Genomic DNA, 24,958 nt, shown 5'->3' on the forward strand with positions numbered 1-24,958 from the left:
CAAAAAGGAGAAGGCTGAAGACAACAATAATTACGGCAATCATATAGAAGAGATATTCTTTTTCTCATTAGAATGGAATAAAACGAACGATTGTGTTATAATTTAGATGAATAATTCGTAAAAATTGCATTAATTTTTACACAAAACATTGGCTTGGTGCGTAAGCGCCTATGATATGAACATAGAGGTATCTTAGCTATGAAGCTTTTGGTTGTTGGTTCAGGCGGTCGTGAGCATGCGATTGCCAAGAAGTTATTGGAGTCTCAGGGTGTGGAGCAGGTGTTTGTCGCTCCTGGAAATGATGGCATGACCTTGGATGGGTTGGATTTAGTAAATATTGGAATTTCCGAACATTCCAAACTGATCGAATTTGCCAAGGAGAATGATATTGCTTGGTCCTTTATCGGTCCGGATGATGCTCTGGCAGCTGGAATTGTAGATGATTTTAACCAAGCTGGGCTCAAGGCTTTCGGCCCATCTCGTTTAGCAGCGGAGCTGGAGTGGTCCAAGGATTTTGCCAAGGAAATCATGGTTAAATACGGAGTTCCGACAGCAGCCTATGGCACATTTTCCGACTTTGAGGAAGCTAAAGCCTACATCGAAAAGCAGGGAGCGCCTATCGTGGTCAAGGCGGACGGACTAGCTCTGGGAAAGGGCGTGGTCGTAGCGGAGACCGTAGAGCAGGCAGTCGAAGCAGCTCACGATATGCTCTTGGACAATAAGTTCGGCGACAGCGGTGCGCGCGTGGTTATCGAAGAATTCCTAGACGGCGAGGAGTTCTCACTCTTTGCCTTTGTCAATGGCGACAAGTTTTACATCCTGCCGACGGCCCAGGACCATAAGCGTGCCTACGATGGGGACAAGGGGCCCAATACAGGCGGCATGGGAGCTTATGCGCCAGTGCCTCACCTGCCACAAAGCGTGGTTGACCAGTCAGTTGAGACGATTATCAAGCCCGTTCTCGAAGGCATGATAGCTGAAGGACGACCTTATCTGGGCGTGCTCTATGCAGGCTTGATTTTGACAGCAGAGAGTCCTAAGGTTATCGAGTTCAACTCGCGCTTTGGCGACCCAGAGACCCAGATTATATTGCCGCGCCTGATGTCTGACTTTGCGCAGAACATCACGGACATTTTGGACAAGAAGGAGCCGACTATCACCTGGCTGGATGAGGGCGTGACCCTTGGCGTGGTTGTCGCATCAAATGGCTACCCGCTGGACTATAAGAAAGGCCTGCCTCTGCCGGAGAAGACAGCCGGCGACATCATCACCTACTATGCTGGGGCTAAGTTTGCGGAAAATAGCAGAGCACTGCTGTCAAATGGTGGCAGAGTGTACATGCTGGTCACCACGGCAGATACCGTCTCAGCTGCGCAGGAAAAAATCTACGACCAACTAAAAAAACAAAACACAACAGGCCTCTTTTACCGAACGGATATCGGAAGCAAGGCTTTGTAAATCAAATCTATGAAACTTTTAGCCGTGAGGCTTAAAAATAGACTTCAGGTGTTTGAAAAATGAAAAATAGGTTGCTATTTTTAGAAGGTTCAAGCTTGACCTCACGAGAAACTTCGACAGTCTTGTTGAAAGAAGGCTATAAAATTGATGTGTTATCTCCTAGAAGATTTTCCATTGCATACTTCAGTCGTCTAACCCATAGAGTTCCGATAGTTGATGTGAATCGTTTTCCTGTAGATTATCTGAGACAGGTTAGTCAGTTGCTTCATAAAACCAATTACAAGGCCATTTTGCCAACACATGAAGAAGGCTGGTTATTGGCAAATGGGAAACAATTTTTGCCTCAATCGCTACCAATCGCCCTTGCTGATAAAGAGCAGTTTAAAAAGTTGGCTGGAAAGATTGCTTTTGCTGAAACTGCGGATTTATTAGGACTTCCCATACCTAAGTGGGAGTACGTGAAAGATGTAGACTCTATCCTGCTAGACTATCCTTATTGGTTGAAAGCAGATTATGGTACTGCCGGTCGCTCGGTTTATAAGATTTCAAGTAAGAAAGATTTGGCTGAAGTGACGAGCAAATTAACAGCGAGTGATGAGGAATGGATGGTTCAGCAAGACATAGTTGGAGACTATGGTCAGGTTCAAGCAGTGTTTGATCATGGAGAATTACTCGCAGTGCATTCTAGCGTAAAAGTAGGTTCTGGCGCGGGTGGTTCAGCTGCGGCAAGATTAAGCATAGAATCTAAAAGAACGAGAGAGCATGTTGAAAAATTAGGACAATATATACAATGGCATGGTTGCCTAACCCTAGATTTTATACGTAGGGGAGACCAATTTTACTATATAGAGTGTAACCCTAGAATGGTAGAGCCTGCTAACGCCTATAAAGCAGGAGTTAATTTTCCAAAAATCATGATAGAACTAGCCAGTCACAGCTACGCTAAATCTGAGGTCATTCTTGGTCAAGCAGGCGTTGAGACGCATAGTCTGATGGCTTTGATTATTGGAACAGCTGAGAAGACGAAAAGTAGAAGAAAAATATTGCAGACAATAAAGTACTGGCTTTTAAGACGTGATAGTGAAGAAGTGTTGACACCTGTCTGGAAGGATTTGCCGAGCATTATACCTCTTGTGACAATTATACTTCGTTTATTGATAAAACCTAAGAGCGTTGAAAATCTGGTTAATCAGACTGTTCAACATTATAGTGTTGAATCAGCTACTGTAAAAAATATTGAGCAAAAGAATTAGTTTATTCAGAGGAGAAAATATGAAACCAATTATTTCCATCATCATGGGTTCCAAATCCGACTGGGCTACCATGCAAAAAACTGCCCAAGTTTTAGATCGCTTCGGTGTAGCCTACGAAAAGAAAGTCGTCTCAGCCCACCGCACGCCAGACCTCATGTTTCAGCATGCCGAAGAAGCCCGCAGTCGCGGTATCAAAGTCATTATTGCAGGTGCTGGTGGTGCCGCCCATTTGCCAGGAATGGTAGCGGCTAAAACCACCCTGCCTGTCATCGGCGTACCCGTCAAGTCTCGCGCGCTCAGCGGTCTGGATTCGCTTTACTCTATCGTGCAGATGCCGGGTGGTGTGCCTGTAGCAACTATGGCCATTGGTGACGCAGGAGCGACAAACGCTGCCCTGACTGCCCTTCGGATCTTGGCCGTTGAAGATCAAGACCTAGCAGCAGCGCTAGCGGATTTTGCTGAAGAACAAGGAAAAATCGCTGAGGAGTCTAGCAATGAGCTCATCTAAAACAATCGGAATTATCGGTGGCGGCCAGCTGGGACAGATGATGGCCATTTCTGCTATCTACATGGGGCACAAGGTCATCGCGCTGGATCCAGCGGCGGACTGCCCAGCCTCTCGCGTGGCGGAAATCATCGTAGCTCCTTATAATGATGTGGGCGCTCTGCGTCAGTTGGCGGAACGTTGCGATGTCCTGACCTATGAGTTTGAAAATGTCGATGCTGACGGTTTGGATGCCGTTATCAAGGATGGTCAGCTCCCTCAAGGAACGGATTTGCTCCGCATTTCGCAAAATCGGATTTTTGAAAAGGATTTTCTCTCAAACAAGGCCCAAGTCACCGTGGCACCTTACAAGGTCGTTACTTCTAGCCAAGACTTGGCGGATATTGACCTGTCGAAAAACTATGTTCTCAAGACTGCAACAGGCGGCTATGATGGCCATGGGCAAAAGGTTATTCGCTCGGCAGAAGACTTGGAAGAAGCCTATGCACTAGCTGATTCAGCAGACTGCGTTTTAGAAGAATTCGTCAATTTTGATCTTGAAATTTCTGTCATTGTATCAGGAAATGGCAAGGATGTGACAGTTTTCCCAGTTCAGGAAAATATCCATCGCAATAACATCCTGTCTAAGACCATTGTCCCAGCTCGCATTTCAGAAAGTCTGGCTGACAAGGCCAAAGCCATGGCGGTGCGAATCGCAGAGCAGCTCAGCCTGTCTGGAACCCTTTGTGTGGAAATGTTTGCGACAGCTGATTACATCATCGTCAATGAGATTGCCCCGCGTCCACATAACTCTGGCCATTACTCTATCGAAGCTTGCGATTTCTCGCAGTTTGACACCCATATCTTGGGTGTTCTCGGAGCATCATTGCCAGCCATCCACCTGCATGCACCAGCCGTCATGCTCAATGTTCTTGGCCAGCATGTCGAGGCCGCTGAGAAATATGTCACAGAAAATCCAAGCGCCCACCTCCACCTGTATGGTAAAATAGAAGCGAAGCACAACCGCAAAATGGGGCATGTGACTTTGTTTAGTGATATGCCGGATAGCGTGGTTGAGTTTGGGAAAGGGATTGATTTTTGAAATGACAGAAGAATTTGATGAATTGCTAGATGATGAAATAACGACCGTAACACTGACTTATACGGACGATTTGATTGTTCCAGAGATTGCGGATAGAGAGGGGATTCATATTTTAGAGAGAGCTGGCAATCAGCTAGTCTTAGAATATTCTTGTTCCGTGAAGGAAGTTAAGGATTATCTGAGTAGTTACGGCCTGCCTAGACATCCTGAGAGAATTTCATTTGAATTTTCTATACATGAAGACTCAGAAAATGATAATCTTTAAAGCTAAATGGAGACCAGTTTATGATTCAAATCATCGTTAATGCTTTTTTGGAAGAAGGCAAAGAAACTGCCGTTGTAGAAGTGCTTTTTGCCAGCGCTGACCATGAAAAAGTAAAAGCCAAATATCAGGAATTAAAGATTCAATATCCAGACAATTATCTGGCTATCTATGATTTGCCATTGGATACAGATCTAAGTAGCTTGCCACACTATCCGTCGGTGGCGATAAGCAAGGAGGAGTTTGATTAGCCTATGAAAACTATCGGTCTGATTGGTGGTATGAGTTGGGAAAGCACCACATCTTACTACCAAATTATTAATGAAACCATCAAAAAAGAGCTGGGTGGCCTGCATTCTGCTAAGATTCTACTTTATAGTGTTGATTTTGCAGAGATTGAGCATTATCAGGCAGTCGGAGACTGGGAGAAAAGCGGTCAACTGTTGGCAGATGTTGCTAAGCGTCTGGAGCAAGCAGGTGCGGATTTCATTGTTATTTGCACCAACACTATGCACAAGGTTGCTCCACAGATACAGGAGCAGATTACGATTCCAATCTTGCATATTGCGCAAGCAACCGCGCAGGCCTTGTTGGCTGACGGTATTCAAAAAGTCGGCCTCCTAGGGACCAAATACACCATGACTCAAGATTTTTACAAGGAGAAATTAATAGAGTCTGGATTAGAAGTGCTGATTCCAGACCAAGCTGGTATTATAGAGGTCAATCGGATCATTTATGACGAACTCTGCCTAGGGAACATCAAAGAAAGCTCAAAGCAGACTTATCTTGCCGTTATAGATGATTTGAAAAAAGTAGGCGCTGAGGCTGTTATCTTGGGTTGTACCGAGATTGGTCTCCTCGTCAAGCAATCCGACACTGACCTGCCTCTTTACGACACAACAGTGATCCATGCAGAGAAAGCAGCGGAGTGGGCGGTGAATAAATGATTATAGAAGACAAGCACAACAGTAAGGTAGGGCATGTGACTGTGTTTAGTGATGTACCGGATAGTATGGTTGAGTTTGGGGAGTAAGACAGGACCCCAGTTATAAGGTCCGTCGTCTTACCCCTGCAAGGTTGACTAGGCTTGTCGTAGCTGATAAAGTCAGCAAGAGAAGTCAGTCAACTACTGCTAGAAAGGATTGATTTTTAAAATGATAGAAGAATTCGATGATGTATTTGAAGATGATATTACTACTCTGACATTTACTTATGCGGATGATGTAGTCATTCCAGAAATTCCGGATGCAGAAGGCATTCATATTGTAGAGATAACAAATAATCAGCTAGTTATAGAGCATACGCGCGATGATGATGAGGTCTATGAATATATAGAGAGTTGTGGATTAATAAGTCGCCCCATAAAACTTTCGATTGAATTTTGTGTTTACGAAGATCCTGAGGAAGAAGAAAATTTTTAGAATTTAATGGAGAAAATCTATGATTCAAATCATCGTTAGCGCTTTTGTTGAAAAGGATAAGACGGGAGCAGTTGTCGAAGTCTTGTTTGCTAGTAGCAATCACGAAAAAGTGAAAGCCAAGTATGAAGAACTAGTTGCTCAATACCCCGAAAACTATTTAGAAATTTATGATTTGCCGTTGGATACAGATTTGAATACACTAGATCACTATCCGTCTGTATGGATTGGGAAAGAGGAGTTTGAGGAGAAAACTGATTATGAGGCTTAAGCAAATAAAAATTAAAAATTTTCGCGGTTATAAAGATGAAACAATTGTTGATTTTGATAATTTGACAGCTTTTATAGGTAAGAACGATGCAGGGAAATCAACAATTTTGGAAGCATTAGAAATCTTTTTTAATAACAAATTAGTTGTTTGTGAGAGAGATGATTTATCTGTTGGAGCGGATTCAGATTCTATTTTTATAACATGTATTTTTGATGAATTACCAGACGAGATAGTAGTTGATGCTTCTTCTAAAACCAGCTTGGAAGATGAAAATCTTTTGAATTCGAATGGTGATTTGGAAATTAAAAAAACTTTCAAATGTTCATCTGCAAAACCAAAACCGGAGACGAAAATTATTTGTAATCATCCTACAGATGATAATTACAATGATCTGTTATTGTTAAAACAAGCTGATTTAAAAAAGCGTGCGGTTGATTTAGGTATAGATGAGGATAGCTACGATAAAAGAAGTAATGTCTCTATTCGACAGGCGATTTTATCTTCTAAAAGAGATTTAATAATTAAAGAGATTGAATTAGAAGTTACAAAAGAGGATGCAAAAAAAGTATATGGGGTAATTGAGACTTTTTTACCAATTTACGCTTTATTTCAATCAGATCGAAGTAGTTCAGATTCTGATAAAGAAATTGCAGATCCTATGTCCGTTGCGGTATCTCAAGCATTACAAGAGTTGCAAACTGAGATTAATAAAATAAAAAGTGAAGTTCAACAGAAAGCAATTGAAACAGCAGGACGTACATTAGCTAAGTTGCAAGAGATGGATGAGGATTTGGCTGCTTCTCTAGTTCCAGAGTTTAAATCAGAACCTAAGTTTGATTCGCTTTTTAAGTTATCAATAAAATCGGATAATGATATATCTATCAATAAAAGAGGAAGCGGTGTTCGTCGTTTAATTCTCCTAAATTTCTTTCGAGCGGAAGCTGAAAGAAAATTATCAGAAGCAGAGAGAAATAAGAGTATAATTTATGCTTTTGAAGAACCAGAGACTTCGCAACATCCATCGCATCAAAAATTACTCATAGAAGCTTTTCTAGAATTGGCATCCAAGGAAAATACACAAATAATTTTAACAACTCATACTCCAGCTCTAGGTGGATTATTACCTACTGCCAGTCTTCGATTAGTAGAAAAATCGGACAAGTCACAAGTTAGTAGTGGAGGTGATCAGGTTTTACAAAAAATTACAGAAACTTTGGGTATTTTACCGGATCCAATATCAAATGAAACAAAGGCATTAATTTTAATAGAAGGTAAAACGGATATAATTTTCTTTAATCATTTATGCAAAATGTTGAAAGAAAATGGAGAAATAGATAAGACCTTTCAAGAAGCAAAAATTGTATTGGTGCCCACTGGAGGCTGTGATAATTTAAAATCTTGGATAACAATGAAAACAATTGATCAGTTTGGTCTTCCTTTTGGAATATTTTTAGATTCTGATAGAATGTTTCTAACTGATCAAACGAAAAATACTGCTACCATTGATAAGAATACAGAACATGGTAGAATCGCCTTTTGCACTCGAAAACGTGAAGCAGAAAATTATTTGCATCCAGATATCTTCGGTGGTAGTGTATATATAACTGATTATAACGATGTGAAGGAAGAGGTTAAGAAATTTAATCAGACGAAAGAAAGTAAAGTCTTGAAAAATTACTGGCCTAAAATGACTATAGATCAAATCCATGATCAAGAAAAGTATATAGATAATAATGGAATAGAACATTTTGAATTAACAGAGATTGTTAAATCATTTTTGACTTTAGTTGGCTGAGATGGAGATGACTTTACAAATTTATGGTTAATACAGGAAAAAAATTAGAGGATTATGCTCAGTATGTATATTCTCGTTTATTAGAATTGAATGATTATGAAAATACATTAGTGTCAACAAAAGTCACCATTAAAGGTCAGAGTGGAGCAACTAATGAATTTGATGTTTACTACCAATTTACACATTTAAATATAGAGTGTAGAGTAGCTATAGAATGTAAAGATTGGAAAAATAGAGTATCAATAAAGGAGATACGTGATTTTTCTACTAAGTTACAAGATGTTGGATTGGGTAATATAATTGGAATAATGATTTCAAAGGTTGGTTTTCAAGAAGGAACAAAAGTTTTTGCAGAATCAAACGGTATTAAATTGATGACGGTTGATGAACTGCCAACAATAGTAGACATAGTAGCTGGAACAATTAAAAAAGTATTTTTACCTAATGAGAAAGTACAAGGGGAACCATTTTGGATGTTGATGGAACAACGTAATGGGGAAGTTACAGGATCGTTCTATCAATATCCAAATATACAAGATCCACATGTAACATTGCCGTTATTTTATTCAAAAAAAATGGCTCAATATTATTATGAAAATGTACCTGACAAAGAGAATTATTGTATACGTGGAGTTTCTAATTTCCAATTGAGAGGACTTATTAGATTAGCTGATCTACAATCTTTACAGTTTATATTATTTCCTTTCCCGTATTCTTTGGATGGTGTAGATTTAAATGAATTTCCTGGAATTATCGTATCTTCTGACGTTATAAAAAATGATTACTTATGATTGTGAATTAAGGAGAAACAACAATGATCAACCGTTACTCTCGCCCTGAGATGGCGAACATTTGGAGTGAAGAAAATAAATACCGTGCTTGGCTTGAGGTGGAAATCTTGGCTGACGAGGCATGGGCTGAGTTTGGGGAAATCCCTAAGGAAGATGTGGCTTTGATTCGCGAGAAGGCGGATTTTGACATCGACCGTATTTTGGAGATTGAGCAGGAGACGCGCCACGATGTGGTTGCTTTTACACGTGCAGTTTCTGAGACGCTTGGTGAAGAGCGCAAGTGGGTCCACTACGGTTTGACTTCTACCGATGTGGTGGATACTGCCTACGGTTACCTCTACAAGCAGGCTAACGACATCATCCATCGTGACCTTGAGAACTTCACCAACATCATTGCTGATAAGGCTAAGGAGCACAAGTTCACCATCATGATGGGTCGTACCCACGGTGTGCACGCTGAGCCTACAACCTTTGGTCTTAAATTGGCGACTTGGTACAGCGAAATGAAGCGCAATATCGAGCGTTTCGAGCATGCGGCTGCTGGTGTGGAAGCTGGTAAGATTTCTGGTGCGGTTGGTAACTTTGCCAACATTCCACCATTTGTAGAGCAATATGTCTGCGACAAACTTGGTATCCGTGCTCAAGAAATCTCTACACAGGTCCTTCCTCGTGATCTTCACGCTGAGTACTTTGCAGTTCTTGCTAGCATTGCGACTTCAATCGAACGTATGGCAACGGAAATCCGTGGTCTACAAAAGTCTGAGCAACGCGAAGTGGAAGAATTCTTTGCCAAAGGTCAAAAAGGATCTTCAGCTATGCCTCACAAACGCAACCCTATCGGCTCTGAAAATATGACTGGTCTGGCACGTGTCATTCGTGGGCACATGGTGACAGCCTTTGAGAATGTCTCTCTTTGGCATGAGCGCGACATTTCCCACTCATCAGCTGAGCGTATCATCACACCTGACACGACTATTTTGATTGACTACATGCTCAACCGTTTTGGAAATATCGTCAAGAACTTGACGGTCTTCCCAGAAAACATGATCCGCAACATGAACTCTACTTTTGGTTTGATTTTTAGCCAGCGTGCTATGTTGACCTTGATCGAGAAGGGAATGACCCGCGAGCAAGCCTATGATTTGGTGCAACCAAAAACAGCCTACTCTTGGGATAACCAAGTCGACTTCAAACCCCTTCTTGAAGCAGATCCAGAAGTCACTTCCCGTCTGACTCAGGAAGAGATTGATGAAATCTTCAACCCAGTTTACTATACCAAGCGCGTAGATGAAATCTTCAAGCGTGTGGGGCTGGATTAGTAGATTGTTAAACAAGGAGGTATAATTTTATGGTATTGAAGTTCGGTGATATAGCATTAGGTTACTTAGATGCTGAAAATGAAGTGCTTTATAATTCCGATAAATTTGAAACAATATTTTTTGATTTAAATGGAATCTTGGGACAATTAAACATGTTAAATTTGCCCACCTCTCTTTTGATTGGAAGGAAAGGAGTTGGCAAATCTGCTTATGCTGCCAGACTTGAAATTACTTCAGATGGACGTCAAACAGTTATGTTGAAATTATCAGAAATTCCTTATCAAAACTTCACAAAAATATCAGATAACAAAGGGAATTCACTAGGTACACAGCGTTACTTACAGGCTTGGTATTTGCTTTTAATGAGCTCTGTTGTGAAAAAGTTGAACAAACGTGATGTTTCGTCTCCAGAAGTTTTAAGTAATTTAATTGGTATTCTGGAATATTTAGGTATCAATAGCGAAACTAACATAGTGCGTGATATACTTACTGCCTCTAAAAAAGAGTTCAAAGTTAAGATAACTTCTGTTGAATTAGGAGTGAGAACAGAAAGTGAAACTATTAAGAAATTTTCTAGTCTTACTGATTTAACCAACTATTTCATAGAAGAGTTTATGAAATTAGAAATTAAAATTCCTGTTTACGTTGTAATTGATGGGATAGATGATATTTTACGAGTAAAGAAAGATACTCAAGAAATTTTATCAGGATTGGTAAGAGCTGTATCTTCTTTAAATCAAAAGAATTTTGGCTTTAATAAATTGAAATATATTTTAGTGATAAGGGATGATATTATTAAAACAATTAATGATCCTGATATGAATAAGATTGTTCAAGATACTGGCTTACAGCTAAATTGGTATTCTAGAAAGAATACTAAAGTGGATAATTTGATTCAGCTTTTTAATAATCGCCTTATTGCAACTAATAGAGAGTATATTGAGATTGTTAAAGATTATCCTTATTCTTTATGGGAAAGACTTTTTCCATTCAAGATTAAAAATATGTCTTCTTGGGATTATTTTTTAGAATATACAATGTATAGACCAAGGGATGTTGTTCAATTTGTAAATCAATTTATTAAAAAATATGCTGAAGATTCATCAGTAAATAGGGAAATTTTTACTGATGAACTAAGAATATTTTCTCAAGAATATTTTTATGAGGAGATGAGAAATGAATTGTTAGGTTTTCTACAAGATCATGTAATTGATGGTTTGTTTCATATTTTACAAAAATTAGGAAGTAAGAATAGAGACTCTTTTCAATGGGGGGATTTCCAGAATTTGTATTCAGAAAATTATCCAGAGTATACTACTGAAGAAGTTAAAAATATTCTCAATACGTTGTTTAATGCTGGTTATGTGGGAATGTTAAGAAAGGTCAATCAGGGAGGGCAATCTAAGACATATGTAAATTTTAAACACAAAGATCCAAGGTTGAGAATTGATTACAGCAGTAGGTTTCTTATTCATAAGGGTCTGTTTTCAGCTTTAAACATTTGATTATATAAAAAATAGGTGCTTTAGTTTAAGTACCTATTTATAATGTATGAAATTTTTAGTTCATCTAGATTTGTGAGGTGTGAGACAAAATTTGCTATGTAATTGCGCAGTGCTGCTTACATTCCAAGAGTTTTGAACGCTATATAATTGAAGTATACAACCTGCCTATTTTCTTTTTCTTAAATTTGACTGGCCAGCTGTCCGATTTTCTTGAGCATTTCTTGGCGTTGTTGGTCTGTTTTGCGTTCTACTCCGTTGAGCTCGGTCAGTTTGACGGGAGAAATACCACAAAGCTTCAGGATTTGATTTTTAAGTACCTTGCCATAGTCTTGGACGAAAGGCAGAGCAAAACCTGGTGTATTGTGGCTGACGATAATCCAGGCAGACTTGCCTTGCAGGTGACCTTGCATGCCGACTTTCTTATAAGAGTAGGCAAAGTCAGCCGCAAAGACACGATCGATAAAGCCTTTGAGAATGGCCGGCATACCGCTCCACCAGATAGGGAAAATGAAAATCAGGTGGTCTGCCCAAGTAATCAAATCCTGGTATTTGGCCATTTCAGGGTCTTTGTGCAGGTCACGGCGTCTATGTTCTTGGTCAAAGCGTAAGATAGGGTCAAAATTTTCAGCATACAAGTCCAAGGTTTTTACCTCATGCTTCTTAGAAAGATTGCTTTGAACTTCTTTGAGAATAGCAGCATTGAAGCCTGTTGGGCTGGGGTGGGTGTAAATAATCAAGGTTTTCATGATCGTTCTCCTTTGATATAAATGTCAAGCATGTGCTCGATCGTGCTTTGGATGGCTTGAGGATCAAGATCTTGTCCGATAGGACTGTTGGTCAGAACGGCCAGACCTGTGATAAAGCTCCAAAAGTGAAAAAGACTTTCCGCTTCGCTATTGCTAAAATTTTCCTCCTTGCGAAGCTTTAAAACAAGCTCCTTAAATTTATCAAATCCAGGCAAATCGGACTCCAAGAGAATGGTATCCTGCGTCACCTTCATATATTTAAAAGGAAATTTGATAAAGAGAGCTTCGAAAAAATGAGGGTAGGTCTTGGCAAAAATAATGAAATTAAGACCAAGCTGGGTCAGCTGATCACGCGCAGAGCCTGTCGCATCAATATTTTCATTGATTTCCTGATTGAGAAAGAGCGAAAGCTGGGTCAAAACCACCTTGAGGTAGCCTTCCTTGCTCTCAAAATGTCGGTAAGGGCTGCCGTGAGTCACACCGCAGACCTTGGCAACAGTCCTGAGCGAGAGCTGTTCAATTCCGTGTTTTCCGATTTCGTCAATCCCTGTTTGGATGAGTTGTTCTTTCAGCTGGGCAGTATTGCGTTTCATTCATTTTCTCCTAAAGTATACACTGTCTACTTATCTATCTTTAGTATACACTGTCTACTTTTTCTTGTCAACTAATTTGATGCTTTCTTCTAGTCTAAGATGTGGCAGAATTTGCTTTCGGTAAGATAAAATGTTAAAATAATATCAAAATGATAGCGCTTTCTTTTTAGGGTGAATTGCTCATTTTAGAGAAACGCTGAGAAACGGAGGACACCTATGAAGAAAATTATCAACGATCCAACAGCGGTTGTGGACGAGATGCTGGAAGGCTTAGCCTATATTCACAGCGATTTGGTTTATCGGGTGGAGGGCTTTGATATTATTGCCCGCAAGAGTGAGAAGACAGGTAAGGTTGGCCTGATTTCTGGCGGTGGCAGTGGTCATGAGCCTTCCCACGCGGGTTTTGTCGGTGAGGGCATGCTGTCGGCTGCTATTTGCGGAGCGGTTTTTACTTCACCAACACCTGACCAAGTCTTGCAAGCTATCAAGGAAGCAGATGAGGGAGCTGGGGTCTTCATGGTGATCAAGAATTACTCCGGTGACATCATGAACTTTGAAATGGCTCAGGAAATGGCTGAGATGGAAGGGATTGAGGTGGCTAGTGTCGTCGTAGATGACGATATCGCAGTGGAAGACAGCCTCTATACGCAAGGTCGCCGCGGAGTGGCTGGTACCATTCTTGTCCATAAGATTTTAGGAGATGCGGCGCGTGCAGGCAAATCTCTGACTGAAATCAAGGCTCTGGCTGATGAGCTGGTCAAACATATTCACACGGTTGGCTTGGCTCTGAGCGGGGCAACCGTACCGGAAGTCGGCAAGCCTGGTTTTGTTTTGGCTGACGATGAGATAGAGTTCGGCATTGGTATCCATGGTGAGCCCGGCTATCGCAAGGAAAAGATGCAGCCATCTAAGGACTTAGCCAATGAATTGGTCGAAAAGCTCAGTCAGTCTGTTGAGCTCAAATCTGGTAAGAAAATCGGCATTCTTATCAATGGTATGGGTGCAACACCGCTTATGGAGCAGTATGTCTTCGCGGCCGATGTAGCAAATCTCCTGGCAGATGCAGGAGTCGAAGTTGTCTATAAAAAGCTGGGCAATTACATGACTTCCATTGATATGGCTGGGATTTCTCTGACCTTTATCCAGCTGGACCAGCCAGACTGGCTGACAGCTCTCAACAGTTCTGTCACGACAGCCGCTTGGTAAGGAGGTGCTTATGGACGCAGCAAGAGCAAAAAAATGGATGCAGTTGTTCAACGAGAAGATCCAGGAGCAGAAAGACTATCTGTCTGACCTTGATACACCCATCGGTGATGGCGATCATGGTGCCAATATGGCCAGAGGAATGTCAGCAGCAGTAGAGAGTCTAGCTGCTAAGGACTTTGCCAGTGCGGCTGAGGTTTTTCAGGCTGTTTCCATGCAGCTGATTAGCAAGGTCGGCGGTGCTTCAGGCCCTCTCTACGGCTCGGCCTTCATGGGCATGGCCAAAGCTGAAAAAGACGGCAAAGACTTGCCAGAGGTCATCCAAGCTGGGCTGGACATGATTCAGAAGCGGGGCAAGGCTGTGCCTGGTGAGAAGACCATGGTGGATGTCTGGTCGGGGCTTCCTCTTTCTCTGCAGTCTGGAGGCTTGACGCATGAAAAGATTGGTTCCCTAGTGGAAGCGACTAAGGATTTGAAGGCGACCAAGGGGCGGGCTTCCTATGTTGGTGAGCGCTCAATCGGTCATATCGATCCCGGTTCGGCTTCATCTGGTCTCCTCTTTGAGGCTCTTCTAGAAACGGAGGCAGGCTGATGGCAGATACTGGCATTCTTATCGTTTCCCATTCCAAAAACCTGGCCCAAGGCTTGTTTGATCTCATTTCGCAGGTGGCGGCAGATGTGGCCATCAGCTATGTGGGCGGGTTGGACGACGGTAGCATCGGGACGAGCTTTGAAGGGATTCAGGCAGCTTTAGACGCCAATGACAAGGACACTATTTTGGCCTTTTTCGATCTGGGTTCGGCTCGGATGAATCTAGAAATGGTCGCAGACTTTTCTGACAAGGAAATCATTATCAATAATGTTCCTTTGGTAGAAGGTGCTTATACGGCTGCTGCCCTTCTTCAGGCTGGGGCAGATTTGCCTAATGTTTTGCTTCAGGTCCGTGAATTAGAAATAAAGAAATAGCAGGTTTTCTAGAGACTTAATAAACGACTTCATTTGCAAAATAAAGAACATTTTATATCAAAAAGCTGGGATTCAATCCCAGCTTTTTTGCTTTATCACTGTACCAATTTTCAGGGGAACAACCAGTATTTCTTATTTTTTTCTTTTTTAAATTGATTAAAAATAGGACAAAATGACGTCTTATGTTTACGTTTTATTGATTAAAAAGTCTCAAAGGGTTGAAAATTGGTATAGATAGACTTATAATAGATATAAGTACACAAGATGAAACAAAAAACGACAGCTGATTAGAAGCCATCGTTTTTAATCTTAGTGGTCCCGATTGCAGGAAATGAACTTTATCTTGAAGAAGTCACCGCGTTTGTAAGTTTCGCTGTACTCTATGATCTGCCCAGTGCTTTCCAGCTGGGTAATCTTCACCTGATGAACGGTCGGGAAGTTGGTATCAACTTCCAGTATTTTCGTAACATCTTTTGGTGTCGGGAAGACAATTTCATTGGTCTCTTCAAAATGCTCATCATTCATATGAATGTGGTAGTCCGTTTTGAAGCGGTTGTAGATAGAGCTATAGTAGTCCATATCTGGATAGTTAGGATTGATGTACTGCTCAGGGATATAGGTTTGGTGATAGATATAGACTTTATCGCCAGTCCGTCTGAGCCGGTCAATCTTATAGTAGAACTGGGTTGGTGCTAGTTCTAGCTTATCCAAGATTTTCAGGTCATTCCCACGCTTGATGGAGAGAACAGTCACCTTATCTTTTTGGATAGGGAAGGTCTCAATGTCAGAAAATTCTACCAGCTTGTGCTTTCTTGCGCGTGAAACGAAAGTTCCCTTGCCTTGCTGACGGATGATGTAACCATCATTGGCTAGTTCATTCAAAGCGCGGACAACAGTAATGGAACTGACATTAAACATCTGAATCAGCTCAGCCTCTGTGTAAAACTTATCGCCATTTTCAAATTTGCCAGAAATGATTTGCTGCTTGAGCTCATCTTTGATTTGTTGGTATTTTGGAATAGCCATTTTTTTCACCTCTCTTTAGTTATCCCTCTTAATTAAGATTTTAACATATTTTAAAAAAAATGTTGACATTTATGCAAAAAATAATATATTAATATATTAATGTGTTTTATGCTAGAGGGAACAACAGATGGCAAGATTCAAAATTGGTCAGTCCTTCTGTTTGGATAATCGGGAGTTTTAGATTTTATCGGGAGCCATTCACTATTTTCGGATATAGCCTGAGGATTGGTATCATTCCCTTTATAATCTCAAAGCTCTGGGCTTTAATACAGTGGAGACCTATCTTCCCTGGAATATGCACGAACCTCAAAAAGGTGTCTTTGACTTCCAAGGGATTTTAGATATTGAGGCATTTTTACAGATAGCTCAGGCTTTGGGACTTTATGCCATTATTCGCCCTTCGCCTTTTATCTGCGCGGAGTGGCAGTTCGGTGGTCTGCCTGCCTGGTAGCTCAATACTGATGGTGTCTATCCTATCGCAGCTGACGGCCTTCCTGAAAAAAAGGCTGATGCAGAGCGCGACTTTGTTAAGAAGCTGACCAAGGGCGCTTCCCTTAAAGAAATTTTCGATGCGCCTGACGAGCAAATCCAGCTGGTATCTGGCTTGGATCATCCCTTTGATCTAAACCCAAGCCGAAACCAGGCAGGTACGCTCTATCATCCAGCATCGGGCCGCCGCCTGACTATTGAGACTCAGGCGCCCTGCCTAGTGATTTATTCAGCGAATTGCGTAGATGATTCGGTTCAATTTGACGGCAAGTCTATGATTCAGCATAATGGCTTGGCTCTGGAAGCCCAGGCCCTGCCGGATGCCATTCACAGCAGCCAGCAGTCAGATGTCATTCTCAAGGCCGGTCAGATTTTTACCAGCAGGACGGTGTATTTTGCTGATGTAAAAGCAACTTTATAAAGAAACAATCGCGAAAGAGCACAGAAAACGGCAGCACCTCCTTCTGCCGTTTTTCTTTGTCCAGTTTTCAGAGACTATGTTTTCATAAGTGGCTAATCTTAAGCAAGGAAAAAGGCTTCACAATAAAAAGCAAAATCTTTTTTGCTAACTGAATTTTACTTTAAGTTTTTCTTAAGCTAAGGCTGCTATACTTATTCTTATCAAATGAAGCCCCCTAACTTTGTTTGATAATCCTAAACTTTTTCATAATAATCTCCCATAAAGGCCACCCAATCCGGTGGTCTTTTTTTGTGTTCAGACACGAATTAGATTTTCTTCCTCTGCCTTATTTTCTGCTATAATAGTTCTATGAGTAGAATTTTAGACAATGAATTAATGGGTGATGAGGAATTGGTGGAGCGCACCTTGCGTCCCCAGTATTTACAGGAGTATATCGGTCAGGACAAGGTCAAGGACCAGCTGAAGATTTTTATTGAAGCGGCTAAGCTGAGGGATGAGGCGCTGGATCACACCCTGCTTTTTGGCCCTCCGGGTCTGGGGAAGACGACCATGGCCTTTGTCATTGCCAATGAACTAGGCGTTAATCTCAAGCAGACTTCAGGTCCGGTGATTGAAAAGTCCGGTGATTTGGTTGCGATCTTAAATGACCTTGAACCGGGGGATGTTCTTTTTATAGATGAGATTCACCGCTTGCCCATGGCAGTAGAGGAAGTGCTGTACAGCGCTATGGAAGACTTTTACATCGACATTATGATTGGCTCAGGCGAGACCAGTCGCAGCGTCCATCTGGATTTGCCGCCTTTCACTCTGATTGGGGCGACCACTCGGGCAGGCATGCTGTCCAATCCTCTTCGGGCCCGCTTTGGGATTACCGGTCACATGGAGTATTATGAAGCTGGCGACCTGACTGAAATCGTTGAGCGGACGGCAGAGATTTTTGAGATGGATATTACCCACGAGGCTGCTAAGGAGCTGGCTCTGCGTAGCCGAGGCACGCCGCGGATTGCCAACCGTTTGCTCAAGCGGGTGCGGGATTATGCGCAGATTATGGGCAATGGCCTGATTGATGATAAGATAACCGACCAAGCTCTCTCCATGCTGGATGTGGATCAAGAGGGGTTGGACTATGTGGACCAGAAGATTTTGAAGACTATGATTGAGGTCTACGGTGGCGGTCCAGTGGGGCTGGGTACCCTCTCGGTTAATATTGCTGAGGAGCGCGAAACAGTGGAGGACATGTATGAGCCTTACCTGATTCAGAAGGGGTTTGTCATGCGGACACGGACTGGGCGCGTGGCTACCCGTAAAGCCTATGAGCATCTAGGATATGAGTATATGAAGGAATGATGACAGAAAAGGAGATTTTAGACCATCTAGGTCAAGATCCGAACATCCTAGCGATTTTGGAAATCATTCGCAGTCTGAAGCTCAAGGATTCTTGGCTAGCGGCTGGATGTGTGAGAAATTTTATCTGGAATATGCTATCAGAGCGACCAGGTTTTGATTCAGAGACGGATGTAGATGTCATTTTCTTTGATCCGAGTTATGCTGAGGCTGAGACGATAGAGCTGGAAGCCAAGCTCAAGGCAGACTGGCCACAATATCGATGGGAGCTGAGAAATCAAGCCTATATGCACCGCCATAGTCCTGGAACAGCGCCTTATAAAAATGCTCGCGAAGCCATGAGTAAGTATCCTGAGCGCTGCACGGCTATTGGCCTGCGCTTACTGGCAAATGATAAACTGGGACTTTTTGCTCCCTATGGTTTGGAGGATATCTTAAACTTTCAGGTTAGACCGACTCCTCATTTTCTTGAAAATAAGGAGCGCCAGCGTGTCTATTCTGAGCGCTTGGCTAAGAAGAATTGGCAGAAACGCTGGCCGCAGCTGGAATATCACTATCCTGATAAATAGGTATAAGCTAAGAGTAAAATGTTTAAGTTATTTTAAGGAAGTTTTAAGAAATGGATATTATACTATAACCAAGTTAAGAAATTAACTTAACTCCTAAAACTTTTTTCTTTTTAAAAAATAATCTCCCTACAAAAAGCCACCAAACGGTGGTTTTTTGCTATTTTCAGACATAATAGGAGTAGGGCTTGCCAGTTTTCAACGAGAATCAGGAAACTGTAAACGATTCAGGGCTAGTTTTTGCCATTATTTTGTTATAATAGATAGCGAGGTATTCTATGAAGAAAATTGTATTTGTATGTTTGGGCAACATCTGCCGCAGTCCGATGGCAGAGTTTGTCATGAAGAGTTTAACAGACCAGTTGAAAATCGAGAGCCGGGCAACCTCAGGCTGGGAGCACGGCAATCCCATTCATCGGGGAACACAGGCTATTTTTAAGAAATATGCCATTTCTTATGATAGGAACAAGACTTCTCAGCAGATTTCGGCAGCGGATTTTGCGGATTTTGACTATGTCATTGGAATGGATGAAAGTAATGTCCGAGATTTGAAGCGGATGGCGCCTGAGGATTTTCAGCATAAAATTTATCAGTTTGAAGAAGAAGGTGTGCCGGATCCTTGGTACACAGGAGATTTTGACCAAACCTATGATTTGGTCTTGGCTGGCTGCAAGAAGTGGCTAGAGCGTTTGGATGGATAGGAATATGGATAAAGTAAAAGAATTTTACGATAAATACAAGGTCTATCTGACCCGGCAGAATTTAGAATTTTTGGCTGTCACGGTCATTGTGCTGTCAGCTATTCTGGTCTTTACTTCGGGGATTCCTGGTAAGGGCGTTTTAACGCTGGATCAGGGGAAGATCAAGTATGACGGGACCTTGGTTCGCGGGAAGATGAACGGTCAGGGGACTATGACTTTTCAAAATGGGGACAGTTATAGCGGTCAATTTCGCAATGGCATCTTTGACGGAAAAGGGACCTTTACCTCGCAGGCTGGCTGGAAATATGAAGGGGACTTCAGCAAAGGTCAGGCCGATGGACAAGGAAAGCTAACGACAGAAGGCAATGTCGTTTATGAAGGAACGTTTAAACAAGGAATTTATCAAAATGCGCATTAAATGGTTTTCGCTCGTCAGAATCACGGGGCTGCTTCTAGTTCTGCTTTATCATTACTTCCAGGGCGTTTTCCCTGGCGGTTTTATTGGCGTGGATATCTTCTTTACCTTTTCTGGATTCTTGATTACATCTCTGCTTATTGACGAGTTTGCTAAGAAGAAAGAAATCGATATCCAAGGCTTTTTCAAACGACGTTTTTATCGGATTTTACCGCCTCTGGTCTTTATGATTTTGGTCGTTATGCCCTTTACTCTTTTGATACGTAAGGATTTTGTGGCTGGGATTGGGACACAGATTGCAGCTGCTTTGGGCTTTGTGACCAACTTTTATGAAATGCTCTCAGGTGGCAGTTATGAGAGTCAGTTTGTACCGCATATCCTGATCCATACTTGGAGTCTGGCTTTAGAAGTGCACTATTATGTTCTTTGGGGCTTGGCTGCTTGGGGCTTGGGCAAGGTTGCCAAGTCAACAGCCCGCTATCGCGGTATGATTGCGTTGGTTTCTGCAGGTCTCTTTTTAGTCAGCTTTGTATCAATGTTTGCTGGCGCTTTGACCACTAAGAATTTCTCTGATATCTATTTCTCAACTTTGACCCACGTCTTTCCTTTCTTTGCAGGAAGCATCCTAGCAACCTTATCTGGCGTCGGCCATGTCAGCAGTCGCTTTAAGATGCTGGAAGAAAAGCTGGCTCTCAAGCAAGTGCTAGGAATTATGGGGGGCAGTGCAGCTGTTTTGCTTTTGCTCAGCTTCCTACTCAAGTTTGATAACCTTTGGACCTACCTGGTAGGATTCTTGATTTCAACTATCTTGGCCTGTTTGATGATTTTGGCTGCCAGGATGCTGCATGACAAGCTCCCTGATGTGAAGGAGCCTAGCCTTATCAACTTTATCGCAGATACCAGCTATGGTGTTTATCTCTTCCACTGGCCATTCTATATTATCTTTACCCAGCTGATGAGTAACGGCTTGGCTGTTCTCTTGACCACGCTGCTGTCTCTTACCTTTGCAGCCTTGTCTTTCTATATCTTGGAGCCAACTCTGGCTGGTCGTCAGCCAGTTATCATGGGAACCAAGATGGACCTATCGTCTCTTACCAGACCAATCTTTTACAGCATGATTCCGCTTGCTTTGATTATGTTCTTTATCTCGGTGACAGCACCAAAGGTCGGAGCTTTTGAGGAAAGTTTGATTGTCAATGCTCTGAATCAAGCGGATACAAAGATGCAAACAACTCGCAGTCAGGTTGATCAGTCCAAGGCGACTGAGTACAATGTGGCGGACGGGATTACCATGATTGGTGACTCCGTTGCCCTACGCTCTAGCGATCAATTGCAACAGATTTTGCCAGGAATCGAGCTAGACACTGTTGTTAGCCGCAGTCTGAGCACAGGCTTGGAGGTCTATAAGACAGATATTGCTAATAGAGTGCTGAAGAAGCAGGTTGTCCTGGCTCTCGGAACCAATTCGTCCGGTTATTCGAATGAACTTTTGGATGAGTATGTTTCCAGCTTGCCTAAGGGGCATCAACTGATCCTCGTGACTCCTTATGACGGTCGCTCAGAGGGCGGTGTTTTAGCCCAGCAGCGGGAGTATGAACTGGAATTAGCCAAAAAGTACGACTATGTCTTTGTGGCTGACTGGCATCAAACTGCTATCGAAAATCCGCAGATTTGGGAAGGGACAGACTATGTACACTTTGGCTCGAACTCAGAGTCCATCATTGAGGGGGGGACTCTCTATGCCAATACCATTAAGCAAGCCATAGATGAAGCAAATTCTGGCAATGTGAAACCATAAATGATCAGCTCGGTTTGTCCGAGCTTTTTATATTCGAATGAAGAAAGCGCTTCCAAATATTATGTGAAAGTAAAAGTATGTGAAATCTCTAAAAAATAAAAAATTTTTTCACAATAACTAAAAGAATAGACTGTAAAATAAGCTAATTTGTTATGCATTTCACAAATTAATAGAGAAAAGTTTGTGAATGTTAATTGAAAGTGTTTACAAAAACCGTTAAATAAGTTATAATTGAATTGTGAAATATTTAACAAAGGTTAGAGTTCTTCGTCTAACCTAAGGCAAAACCATTGGAGGAATAGAATGGCTGAAAAGAAGAAAACGGTAGAACAAGAAGACAAGGCTTTGGCAGCGCAAAAGCATGTCGATGAATTGGTGCAAAAAGGTCTGGTTGCACTGGAGGAAATGAGAAAGCTGAATCAGGAACAGGTGGACTACATCGTAGCCAAGGCCTCTGTAGCAGCTTTGGATGCCCATGGTGAGTTGGCCCTGCATGCTTATGAAGAAACGGGCCGTGGAGTTTTTGAAGATAAAGCGACTAAAAACTTATTTGCCTGTGAGCACGTTGTGAATAATATGCGCCACACGAAAACTGTCGGCGTTATTCAGGAAGATGATGTGACTGGTTTAACCTTGATTGCGGAGCCAGTGGGTGTTGTCTGCGGAATTACTCCAACAACTAACCCAACTTCAACAGCTATTTTTAAGGCTTTGATTTCCTTAAAAACACGTAATCCGATTATCTTTGCTTTCCACCCATCTGCTCAAGAATCTTCTGCCCATGCAGCACAAATCGTGCGTGATGCAGCGATTGCAGCGGGTGCGCCTGAAAACTGTGTACAATGGATTACTCAACCATCAATGGAAGCAACTTCTGCCCTTATGAACCATGAAGGGATTGCAACAATCCTTGCGACAGGTGGTAACGCAATGGTGAAGGCAGCTTACTCATGTGGTAAGCCAGCTCTGGGGGTTGGTGCCGGAAACGTACCAGCTTATGTGGAAAAATCCGCTAATATCCGTCAAGCAGCGCACGATATCGTTATGTCTAAGTCCTTTGACAATGGTATGGTCTGTGCCTCTGAGCAAGCGGTTATCATTGATAAGGAAGTTTATGATGAATTTGTAGAAGAGTTCAAATCTTACCATACTTACTTTGTAAATAAGAAAGAAAAAGCTCTGTTGGAAGAATTCTGCTTCGGTGCTAAGGCAAACAGCAAGAACTGTGCTGGTGCTAAGCTCAATCCGGATATCGTTGGTAAGCCAGCTACTTGGATTGCAGAGCAGGCAGGCTTCAGCGTGCCAGAAGACACGAATATCTTGGCCGCAGAGTGTAAAGAAGTTGGTGAAAAAGAGCCATTGACACGTGAAAAACTGTCACCTGTCATCGCTGTGCTCAAGTCTGAATCCCGTGAAGACGGTGTTGAAAAGGCCCGTCAAATGGTAGAATTCCATGGTCTTGGTCACTCAGCTGCTATCCATACAGCGGACGAAGAGTTGACTAAGGAATTTGGTAAGGCTGTTCGTGCCATCCGTGTTATTTGCAACTCGCCTTCTACTTTCGGCGGTATCGGGGATGTTTATAATGCCTTCCTGCCATCACTGACTCTGGGATGTGGCTCTTATGGTCGCAACTCAGTTGGTGATAACGTTAGTGCTGTGAATCTCTTGAACATCAAAAAAGTAGGAAGACGTAGAAATAATATGCAATGGATGAAACTCCCTTCAAAAACTTACTTCGAGCGTGACTCTATCCAATACCTGCAAAAATGTCGTGATGTGGAACGTGTCATGATCGTTACAGACCATGCTATGGTAGAGCTTGGTTTCCTAGATCGTATCATCGAACAACTCGATCTTCGTCGTAATAAGGTTGTTTACCAAATCTTTGCAGACGTAGAACCAGATCCAGATATTACTACAGTTGAACGTGGTACAGAGATTATGCGTACCTTCAAACCTGATACAATCATCGCGCTTGGTGGTGGTTCACCAATGGACGCAGCTAAAGTAATGTGGCTCTTCTATGAGCAACCTGAAGTGGACTTCCGTGATCTTGTGCAAAAATTCATGGATATCCGTAAACGTGCCTTCAAATTCCCATTGCTTGGTAAGAAGACTAAGTTTATTGCAATCCCTACAACATCTGGTACAGGTTCAGAAGTAACACCGTTTGCCGTTATCTCTGACAAGGCTAATAACCGTAAGTACCCAATCGCTGACTACTCTCTGACTCCAACTGTAGCCATCGTAGATCCAGCTCTGGTACTGACTGTTCCAGGATTTGTCGCAGCAGACACTGGTATGGACGTTCTGACTCACGCCACAGAAGCTTATGTATCTCAGATGGCCAGCGACTTTACAGATGGTTTGGCTCTCCAAGCTATTAAACTAGTCTTTGAAAATCTGGAAAGCTCTGTTAAGAACGCTGACTTCCACTCTCGCGAAAAGATGCACAATGCCTCTACTATCGCTGGTATGGCCTTTGCCAATGCCTTCCTGGGAATTTCCCACTCTATGGCCCATAAGATTGGTGCTCAGTTCCACACCATCCACGGTCGTACAAATGCGATCTTGCTGCCATACGTAATCCGCTACAACGGTACACGTCCAGCTAAGACAGCGACATGGCCTAAGTACAACTACTATCGTGCGGATGAGAAATACCAAGACATCGCTCGCATGCTTGGCTTGCCAGCTTCTACTCCAGAAGAAGGTGTTGAATCATTTGCAAAAGCTGTTTATGAACTGGGAGAACGTGTCGGTATCGAAATGAACTTCAAGGCTCAAGGTATTGACGAAAAAGAATGGAAAGAACATTCACGCGAATTGGCCTTCCTTGCCTATGAAGACCAATGTTCTCCAGCCAACCCACGCCTTCCAATGGTTGACCATATGCAGGAAATCATCGAAGACGCTTACTATGGCTACAAGGAACGCCCAGGACGCCGCAAATAAGCGAGTAGCTTCCTCAATAAAAAATAAGACAGTCTGTCGGTCATCCCCTACCCTTTGGTAGGGGATTTTTCTAT

The 24,958-nt window shown here is 42.3% G+C and carries 25 protein-coding genes and 2 pseudogenes; 24 read left to right on the forward strand and 3 right to left on the reverse strand.

Annotated features, from left to right (window positions below; translation table 11 throughout):
* Positions 1-198: 198 nt before the first annotated feature.
* The 13 genes from purD (at position 199) to HMPREF9380_RS10110 (ending at position 11,658) form a co-directional block, all read left to right on the forward strand.
* Positions 199-1,458 carry a phosphoribosylamine--glycine ligase gene (purD, locus tag HMPREF9380_RS10170; RefSeq protein ID WP_002931750.1) on the forward strand — a complete coding sequence of 420 codons (1,260 nt, stop codon included), beginning with the start codon at positions 199-201 and terminating at the stop codon, positions 1,456-1,458.
* 59 nt (positions 1,459-1,517) lie between these two features.
* The gene (locus HMPREF9380_RS10165) at positions 1,518-2,711 is read left to right on the forward strand and encodes an ATP-grasp domain-containing protein (protein ID WP_002931751.1); all 1,194 of its coding nucleotides are present in this window, start codon (positions 1,518-1,520) and stop codon (positions 2,709-2,711) included.
* Between the two features lie 19 nt (positions 2,712-2,730).
* The gene (gene purE, locus HMPREF9380_RS10160; RefSeq protein WP_002931752.1) at positions 2,731-3,219 is read left to right on the forward strand and encodes a 5-(carboxyamino)imidazole ribonucleotide mutase; all 489 of its coding nucleotides are present in this window, start codon (positions 2,731-2,733) and stop codon (positions 3,217-3,219) included.
* A complete protein-coding gene (gene purK, locus HMPREF9380_RS10155; protein WP_002931758.1) occupies positions 3,206-4,297 on the forward strand; it encodes a 5-(carboxyamino)imidazole ribonucleotide synthase in 1,092 nt (363 codons plus the stop codon). The genes purE and purK overlap by 14 nt, the downstream gene beginning before the upstream one ends.
* A 1-nt stretch (position 4,298) precedes the next feature.
* Positions 4,299-4,562 carry a hypothetical protein gene (locus HMPREF9380_RS10150; RefSeq protein ID WP_002931759.1) on the forward strand — a complete coding sequence of 88 codons (264 nt, stop codon included), beginning with the start codon at positions 4,299-4,301 and terminating at the stop codon, positions 4,560-4,562.
* A gap of 20 nt (positions 4,563-4,582) precedes the next feature.
* Positions 4,583-4,810 carry a hypothetical protein gene (locus HMPREF9380_RS10145; RefSeq protein WP_002931760.1) on the forward strand — a complete coding sequence of 76 codons (228 nt, stop codon included), beginning with the start codon at positions 4,583-4,585 and terminating at the stop codon, positions 4,808-4,810.
* A 3-nt stretch (positions 4,811-4,813) separates the two neighbouring features.
* The gene (locus HMPREF9380_RS10140) at positions 4,814-5,506 is read left to right on the forward strand and encodes an aspartate/glutamate racemase family protein (protein WP_002931761.1); all 693 of its coding nucleotides are present in this window, start codon (positions 4,814-4,816) and stop codon (positions 5,504-5,506) included.
* Positions 5,507-5,713: 207 nt separating this feature from the next.
* Complete coding sequence (locus tag HMPREF9380_RS10135) at positions 5,714-5,980, forward strand: hypothetical protein (protein WP_002931762.1); 267 nt, start codon at positions 5,714-5,716, stop codon at positions 5,978-5,980.
* Between the two features lie 19 nt (positions 5,981-5,999).
* Positions 6,000-6,248, forward strand: coding sequence for a hypothetical protein (locus HMPREF9380_RS10130; RefSeq protein WP_002931763.1), 249 nt, complete (start codon positions 6,000-6,002; stop codon positions 6,246-6,248).
* Positions 6,238-8,043, forward strand: a complete 1,806-nt coding sequence (locus HMPREF9380_RS10125) for an AAA family ATPase (protein ID WP_002931765.1) — start codon at positions 6,238-6,240, stop codon at positions 8,041-8,043. Before HMPREF9380_RS10130 ends, HMPREF9380_RS10125 begins: the two co-directional genes overlap by 11 nt.
* Before the next feature lie 23 nt (positions 8,044-8,066).
* On the forward strand, positions 8,067-8,834 hold the full coding sequence (locus tag HMPREF9380_RS10120) for a restriction endonuclease (protein WP_002931766.1): 768 nt from the start codon (positions 8,067-8,069) through the stop codon (positions 8,832-8,834).
* Between the two features lie 23 nt (positions 8,835-8,857).
* On the forward strand, positions 8,858-10,153 hold the full coding sequence (gene purB, locus HMPREF9380_RS10115; RefSeq protein WP_002931767.1) for an adenylosuccinate lyase: 1,296 nt from the start codon (positions 8,858-8,860) through the stop codon (positions 10,151-10,153).
* A 29-nt stretch (positions 10,154-10,182) separates the two neighbouring features.
* Positions 10,183-11,658, forward strand: a complete 1,476-nt coding sequence (locus HMPREF9380_RS10110; protein ID WP_002931768.1) for a P-loop ATPase, Sll1717 family — start codon at positions 10,183-10,185, stop codon at positions 11,656-11,658.
* A gap of 179 nt (positions 11,659-11,837) precedes the next feature.
* On the opposite strand, the gene HMPREF9380_RS10105 is transcribed toward HMPREF9380_RS10110, so the two are convergent.
* Positions 11,838-12,404, reverse strand: a complete 567-nt coding sequence (locus HMPREF9380_RS10105; protein WP_002931769.1) for an NAD(P)H-dependent oxidoreductase — start codon at positions 12,402-12,404, stop codon at positions 11,838-11,840.
* A complete protein-coding gene (locus tag HMPREF9380_RS10100) occupies positions 12,401-12,997 on the reverse strand; it encodes a TetR/AcrR family transcriptional regulator (protein ID WP_002931770.1) in 597 nt (198 codons plus the stop codon). The genes HMPREF9380_RS10105 and HMPREF9380_RS10100 overlap by 4 nt, the downstream gene beginning before the upstream one ends.
* A gap of 216 nt (positions 12,998-13,213) precedes the next feature.
* Here HMPREF9380_RS10100 and dhaK point away from each other — a divergent pair, with 216 nt between their 5' ends.
* From dhaK to dhaM, 3 genes are read left to right on the forward strand one after another with little or no spacing between them, the layout of a single operon-like run.
* Positions 13,214-14,203: a dihydroxyacetone kinase subunit DhaK gene (gene dhaK, locus HMPREF9380_RS10095; RefSeq protein ID WP_002931772.1), complete on the forward strand. Its 990-nt coding sequence runs from the start codon at positions 13,214-13,216 to the stop codon at positions 14,201-14,203.
* 10 nt (positions 14,204-14,213) lie between these two features.
* Positions 14,214-14,792, forward strand: coding sequence for a dihydroxyacetone kinase subunit DhaL (gene dhaL / locus HMPREF9380_RS10090; protein ID WP_002931773.1), 579 nt, complete (start codon positions 14,214-14,216; stop codon positions 14,790-14,792).
* The gene (dhaM, locus tag HMPREF9380_RS10085; protein ID WP_002898815.1) at positions 14,792-15,166 is read left to right on the forward strand and encodes a dihydroxyacetone kinase phosphoryl donor subunit DhaM; all 375 of its coding nucleotides are present in this window, start codon (positions 14,792-14,794) and stop codon (positions 15,164-15,166) included. Before dhaL ends, dhaM begins: the two co-directional genes overlap by 1 nt.
* 309 nt (positions 15,167-15,475) lie before the next feature.
* Here the strand turns inward: dhaM and HMPREF9380_RS10080 are convergent, their stop codons facing one another.
* A complete protein-coding gene (locus HMPREF9380_RS10080) occupies positions 15,476-16,192 on the reverse strand; it encodes a GntR family transcriptional regulator (RefSeq protein WP_002931774.1) in 717 nt (238 codons plus the stop codon).
* A 181-nt stretch (positions 16,193-16,373) separates the two neighbouring features.
* Between HMPREF9380_RS10080 and HMPREF9380_RS11270 the strand changes: the two are divergent.
* The 8 genes and pseudogenes from HMPREF9380_RS11270 to adhE all read left to right on the forward strand — a co-directional run.
* Positions 16,374-16,640: pseudogene (locus HMPREF9380_RS11270) on the forward strand (beta-galactosidase); the annotation flags it as partial.
* Positions 16,641-16,643: 3 nt separating this feature from the next.
* Positions 16,644-17,102: pseudogene (locus HMPREF9380_RS0110940) on the forward strand (aldose epimerase family protein); the annotation flags it as partial.
* Positions 17,103-17,450: 348 nt separating this feature from the next.
* Entirely contained in the window at positions 17,451-18,449 is a 999-nt protein-coding gene (gene ruvB / locus HMPREF9380_RS10075) for a Holliday junction branch migration DNA helicase RuvB (protein WP_002898800.1), read from the forward strand.
* Entirely contained in the window at positions 18,446-19,015 is a 570-nt protein-coding gene (locus HMPREF9380_RS10070) for a nucleotidyltransferase family protein (protein WP_002931777.1), read from the forward strand. Before ruvB ends, HMPREF9380_RS10070 begins: the two co-directional genes overlap by 4 nt.
* 275 nt (positions 19,016-19,290) lie before the next feature.
* Positions 19,291-19,713 carry a low molecular weight protein-tyrosine-phosphatase gene (locus HMPREF9380_RS10065; protein WP_002916764.1) on the forward strand — a complete coding sequence of 141 codons (423 nt, stop codon included), beginning with the start codon at positions 19,291-19,293 and terminating at the stop codon, positions 19,711-19,713.
* Complete coding sequence (locus tag HMPREF9380_RS10060) at positions 19,706-20,131, forward strand: MORN repeat-containing protein (RefSeq protein WP_002931779.1); 426 nt, start codon at positions 19,706-19,708, stop codon at positions 20,129-20,131. Before HMPREF9380_RS10065 ends, HMPREF9380_RS10060 begins: the two co-directional genes overlap by 8 nt.
* On the forward strand, positions 20,121-21,926 hold the full coding sequence (locus HMPREF9380_RS10055) for an acyltransferase family protein (protein ID WP_032907470.1): 1,806 nt from the start codon (positions 20,121-20,123) through the stop codon (positions 21,924-21,926). Before HMPREF9380_RS10060 ends, HMPREF9380_RS10055 begins: the two co-directional genes overlap by 11 nt.
* A gap of 303 nt (positions 21,927-22,229) precedes the next feature.
* On the forward strand, positions 22,230-24,884 hold the full coding sequence (adhE, locus tag HMPREF9380_RS10050) for a bifunctional acetaldehyde-CoA/alcohol dehydrogenase (protein WP_002894424.1): 2,655 nt from the start codon (positions 22,230-22,232) through the stop codon (positions 24,882-24,884).
* Positions 24,885-24,958 lie beyond the last annotated feature (74 nt).

Source organism: Streptococcus sanguinis SK49, from assembly GCF_000212815.1.
Classification (GTDB): domain Bacteria; phylum Bacillota; class Bacilli; order Lactobacillales; family Streptococcaceae; genus Streptococcus; species Streptococcus sanguinis_C.

Coding starts and splice junctions, on each gene's coding strand:
- purD (WP_002931750.1), top strand. CDS start 199: ATGAAGCTTTTGGTTGTTGGTTCAGGCGGTCGTGAGCATGCGATTGCC.
- HMPREF9380_RS10165 (WP_002931751.1), top strand. CDS start 1,518: ATGAAAAATAGGTTGCTATTTTTAGAAGGTTCAAGCTTGACCTCACGA.
- purE (WP_002931752.1), top strand. CDS start 2,731: ATGAAACCAATTATTTCCATCATCATGGGTTCCAAATCCGACTGGGCT.
- purK (WP_002931758.1), top strand. CDS start 3,206: ATGAGCTCATCTAAAACAATCGGAATTATCGGTGGCGGCCAGCTGGGA.
- HMPREF9380_RS10150 (WP_002931759.1), top strand. CDS start 4,299: ATGACAGAAGAATTTGATGAATTGCTAGATGATGAAATAACGACCGTA.
- HMPREF9380_RS10145 (WP_002931760.1), top strand. CDS start 4,583: ATGATTCAAATCATCGTTAATGCTTTTTTGGAAGAAGGCAAAGAAACT.
- HMPREF9380_RS10140 (WP_002931761.1), top strand. CDS start 4,814: ATGAAAACTATCGGTCTGATTGGTGGTATGAGTTGGGAAAGCACCACA.
- HMPREF9380_RS10135 (WP_002931762.1), top strand. CDS start 5,714: ATGATAGAAGAATTCGATGATGTATTTGAAGATGATATTACTACTCTG.
- HMPREF9380_RS10130 (WP_002931763.1), top strand. CDS start 6,000: ATGATTCAAATCATCGTTAGCGCTTTTGTTGAAAAGGATAAGACGGGA.
- HMPREF9380_RS10125 (WP_002931765.1), top strand. CDS start 6,238: ATGAGGCTTAAGCAAATAAAAATTAAAAATTTTCGCGGTTATAAAGAT.
- HMPREF9380_RS10120 (WP_002931766.1), top strand. CDS start 8,067: ATGGTTAATACAGGAAAAAAATTAGAGGATTATGCTCAGTATGTATAT.
- purB (WP_002931767.1), top strand. CDS start 8,858: ATGATCAACCGTTACTCTCGCCCTGAGATGGCGAACATTTGGAGTGAA.
- HMPREF9380_RS10110 (WP_002931768.1), top strand. CDS start 10,183: ATGGTATTGAAGTTCGGTGATATAGCATTAGGTTACTTAGATGCTGAA.
- HMPREF9380_RS10105 (WP_002931769.1), bottom strand. CDS start 12,404: ATGAAAACCTTGATTATTTACACCCACCCCAGCCCAACAGGCTTCAAT.
- HMPREF9380_RS10100 (WP_002931770.1), bottom strand. CDS start 12,997: ATGAAACGCAATACTGCCCAGCTGAAAGAACAACTCATCCAAACAGGG.
- dhaK (WP_002931772.1), top strand. CDS start 13,214: ATGAAGAAAATTATCAACGATCCAACAGCGGTTGTGGACGAGATGCTG.
- dhaL (WP_002931773.1), top strand. CDS start 14,214: ATGGACGCAGCAAGAGCAAAAAAATGGATGCAGTTGTTCAACGAGAAG.
- dhaM (WP_002898815.1), top strand. CDS start 14,792: ATGGCAGATACTGGCATTCTTATCGTTTCCCATTCCAAAAACCTGGCC.
- HMPREF9380_RS10080 (WP_002931774.1), bottom strand. CDS start 16,192: ATGGCTATTCCAAAATACCAACAAATCAAAGATGAGCTCAAGCAGCAA.
- ruvB (WP_002898800.1), top strand. CDS start 17,451: ATGAGTAGAATTTTAGACAATGAATTAATGGGTGATGAGGAATTGGTG.
- HMPREF9380_RS10070 (WP_002931777.1), top strand. CDS start 18,446: ATGATGACAGAAAAGGAGATTTTAGACCATCTAGGTCAAGATCCGAAC.
- HMPREF9380_RS10065 (WP_002916764.1), top strand. CDS start 19,291: ATGAAGAAAATTGTATTTGTATGTTTGGGCAACATCTGCCGCAGTCCG.
- HMPREF9380_RS10060 (WP_002931779.1), top strand. CDS start 19,706: ATGGATAGGAATATGGATAAAGTAAAAGAATTTTACGATAAATACAAG.
- HMPREF9380_RS10055 (WP_032907470.1), top strand. CDS start 20,121: ATGCGCATTAAATGGTTTTCGCTCGTCAGAATCACGGGGCTGCTTCTA.
- adhE (WP_002894424.1), top strand. CDS start 22,230: ATGGCTGAAAAGAAGAAAACGGTAGAACAAGAAGACAAGGCTTTGGCA.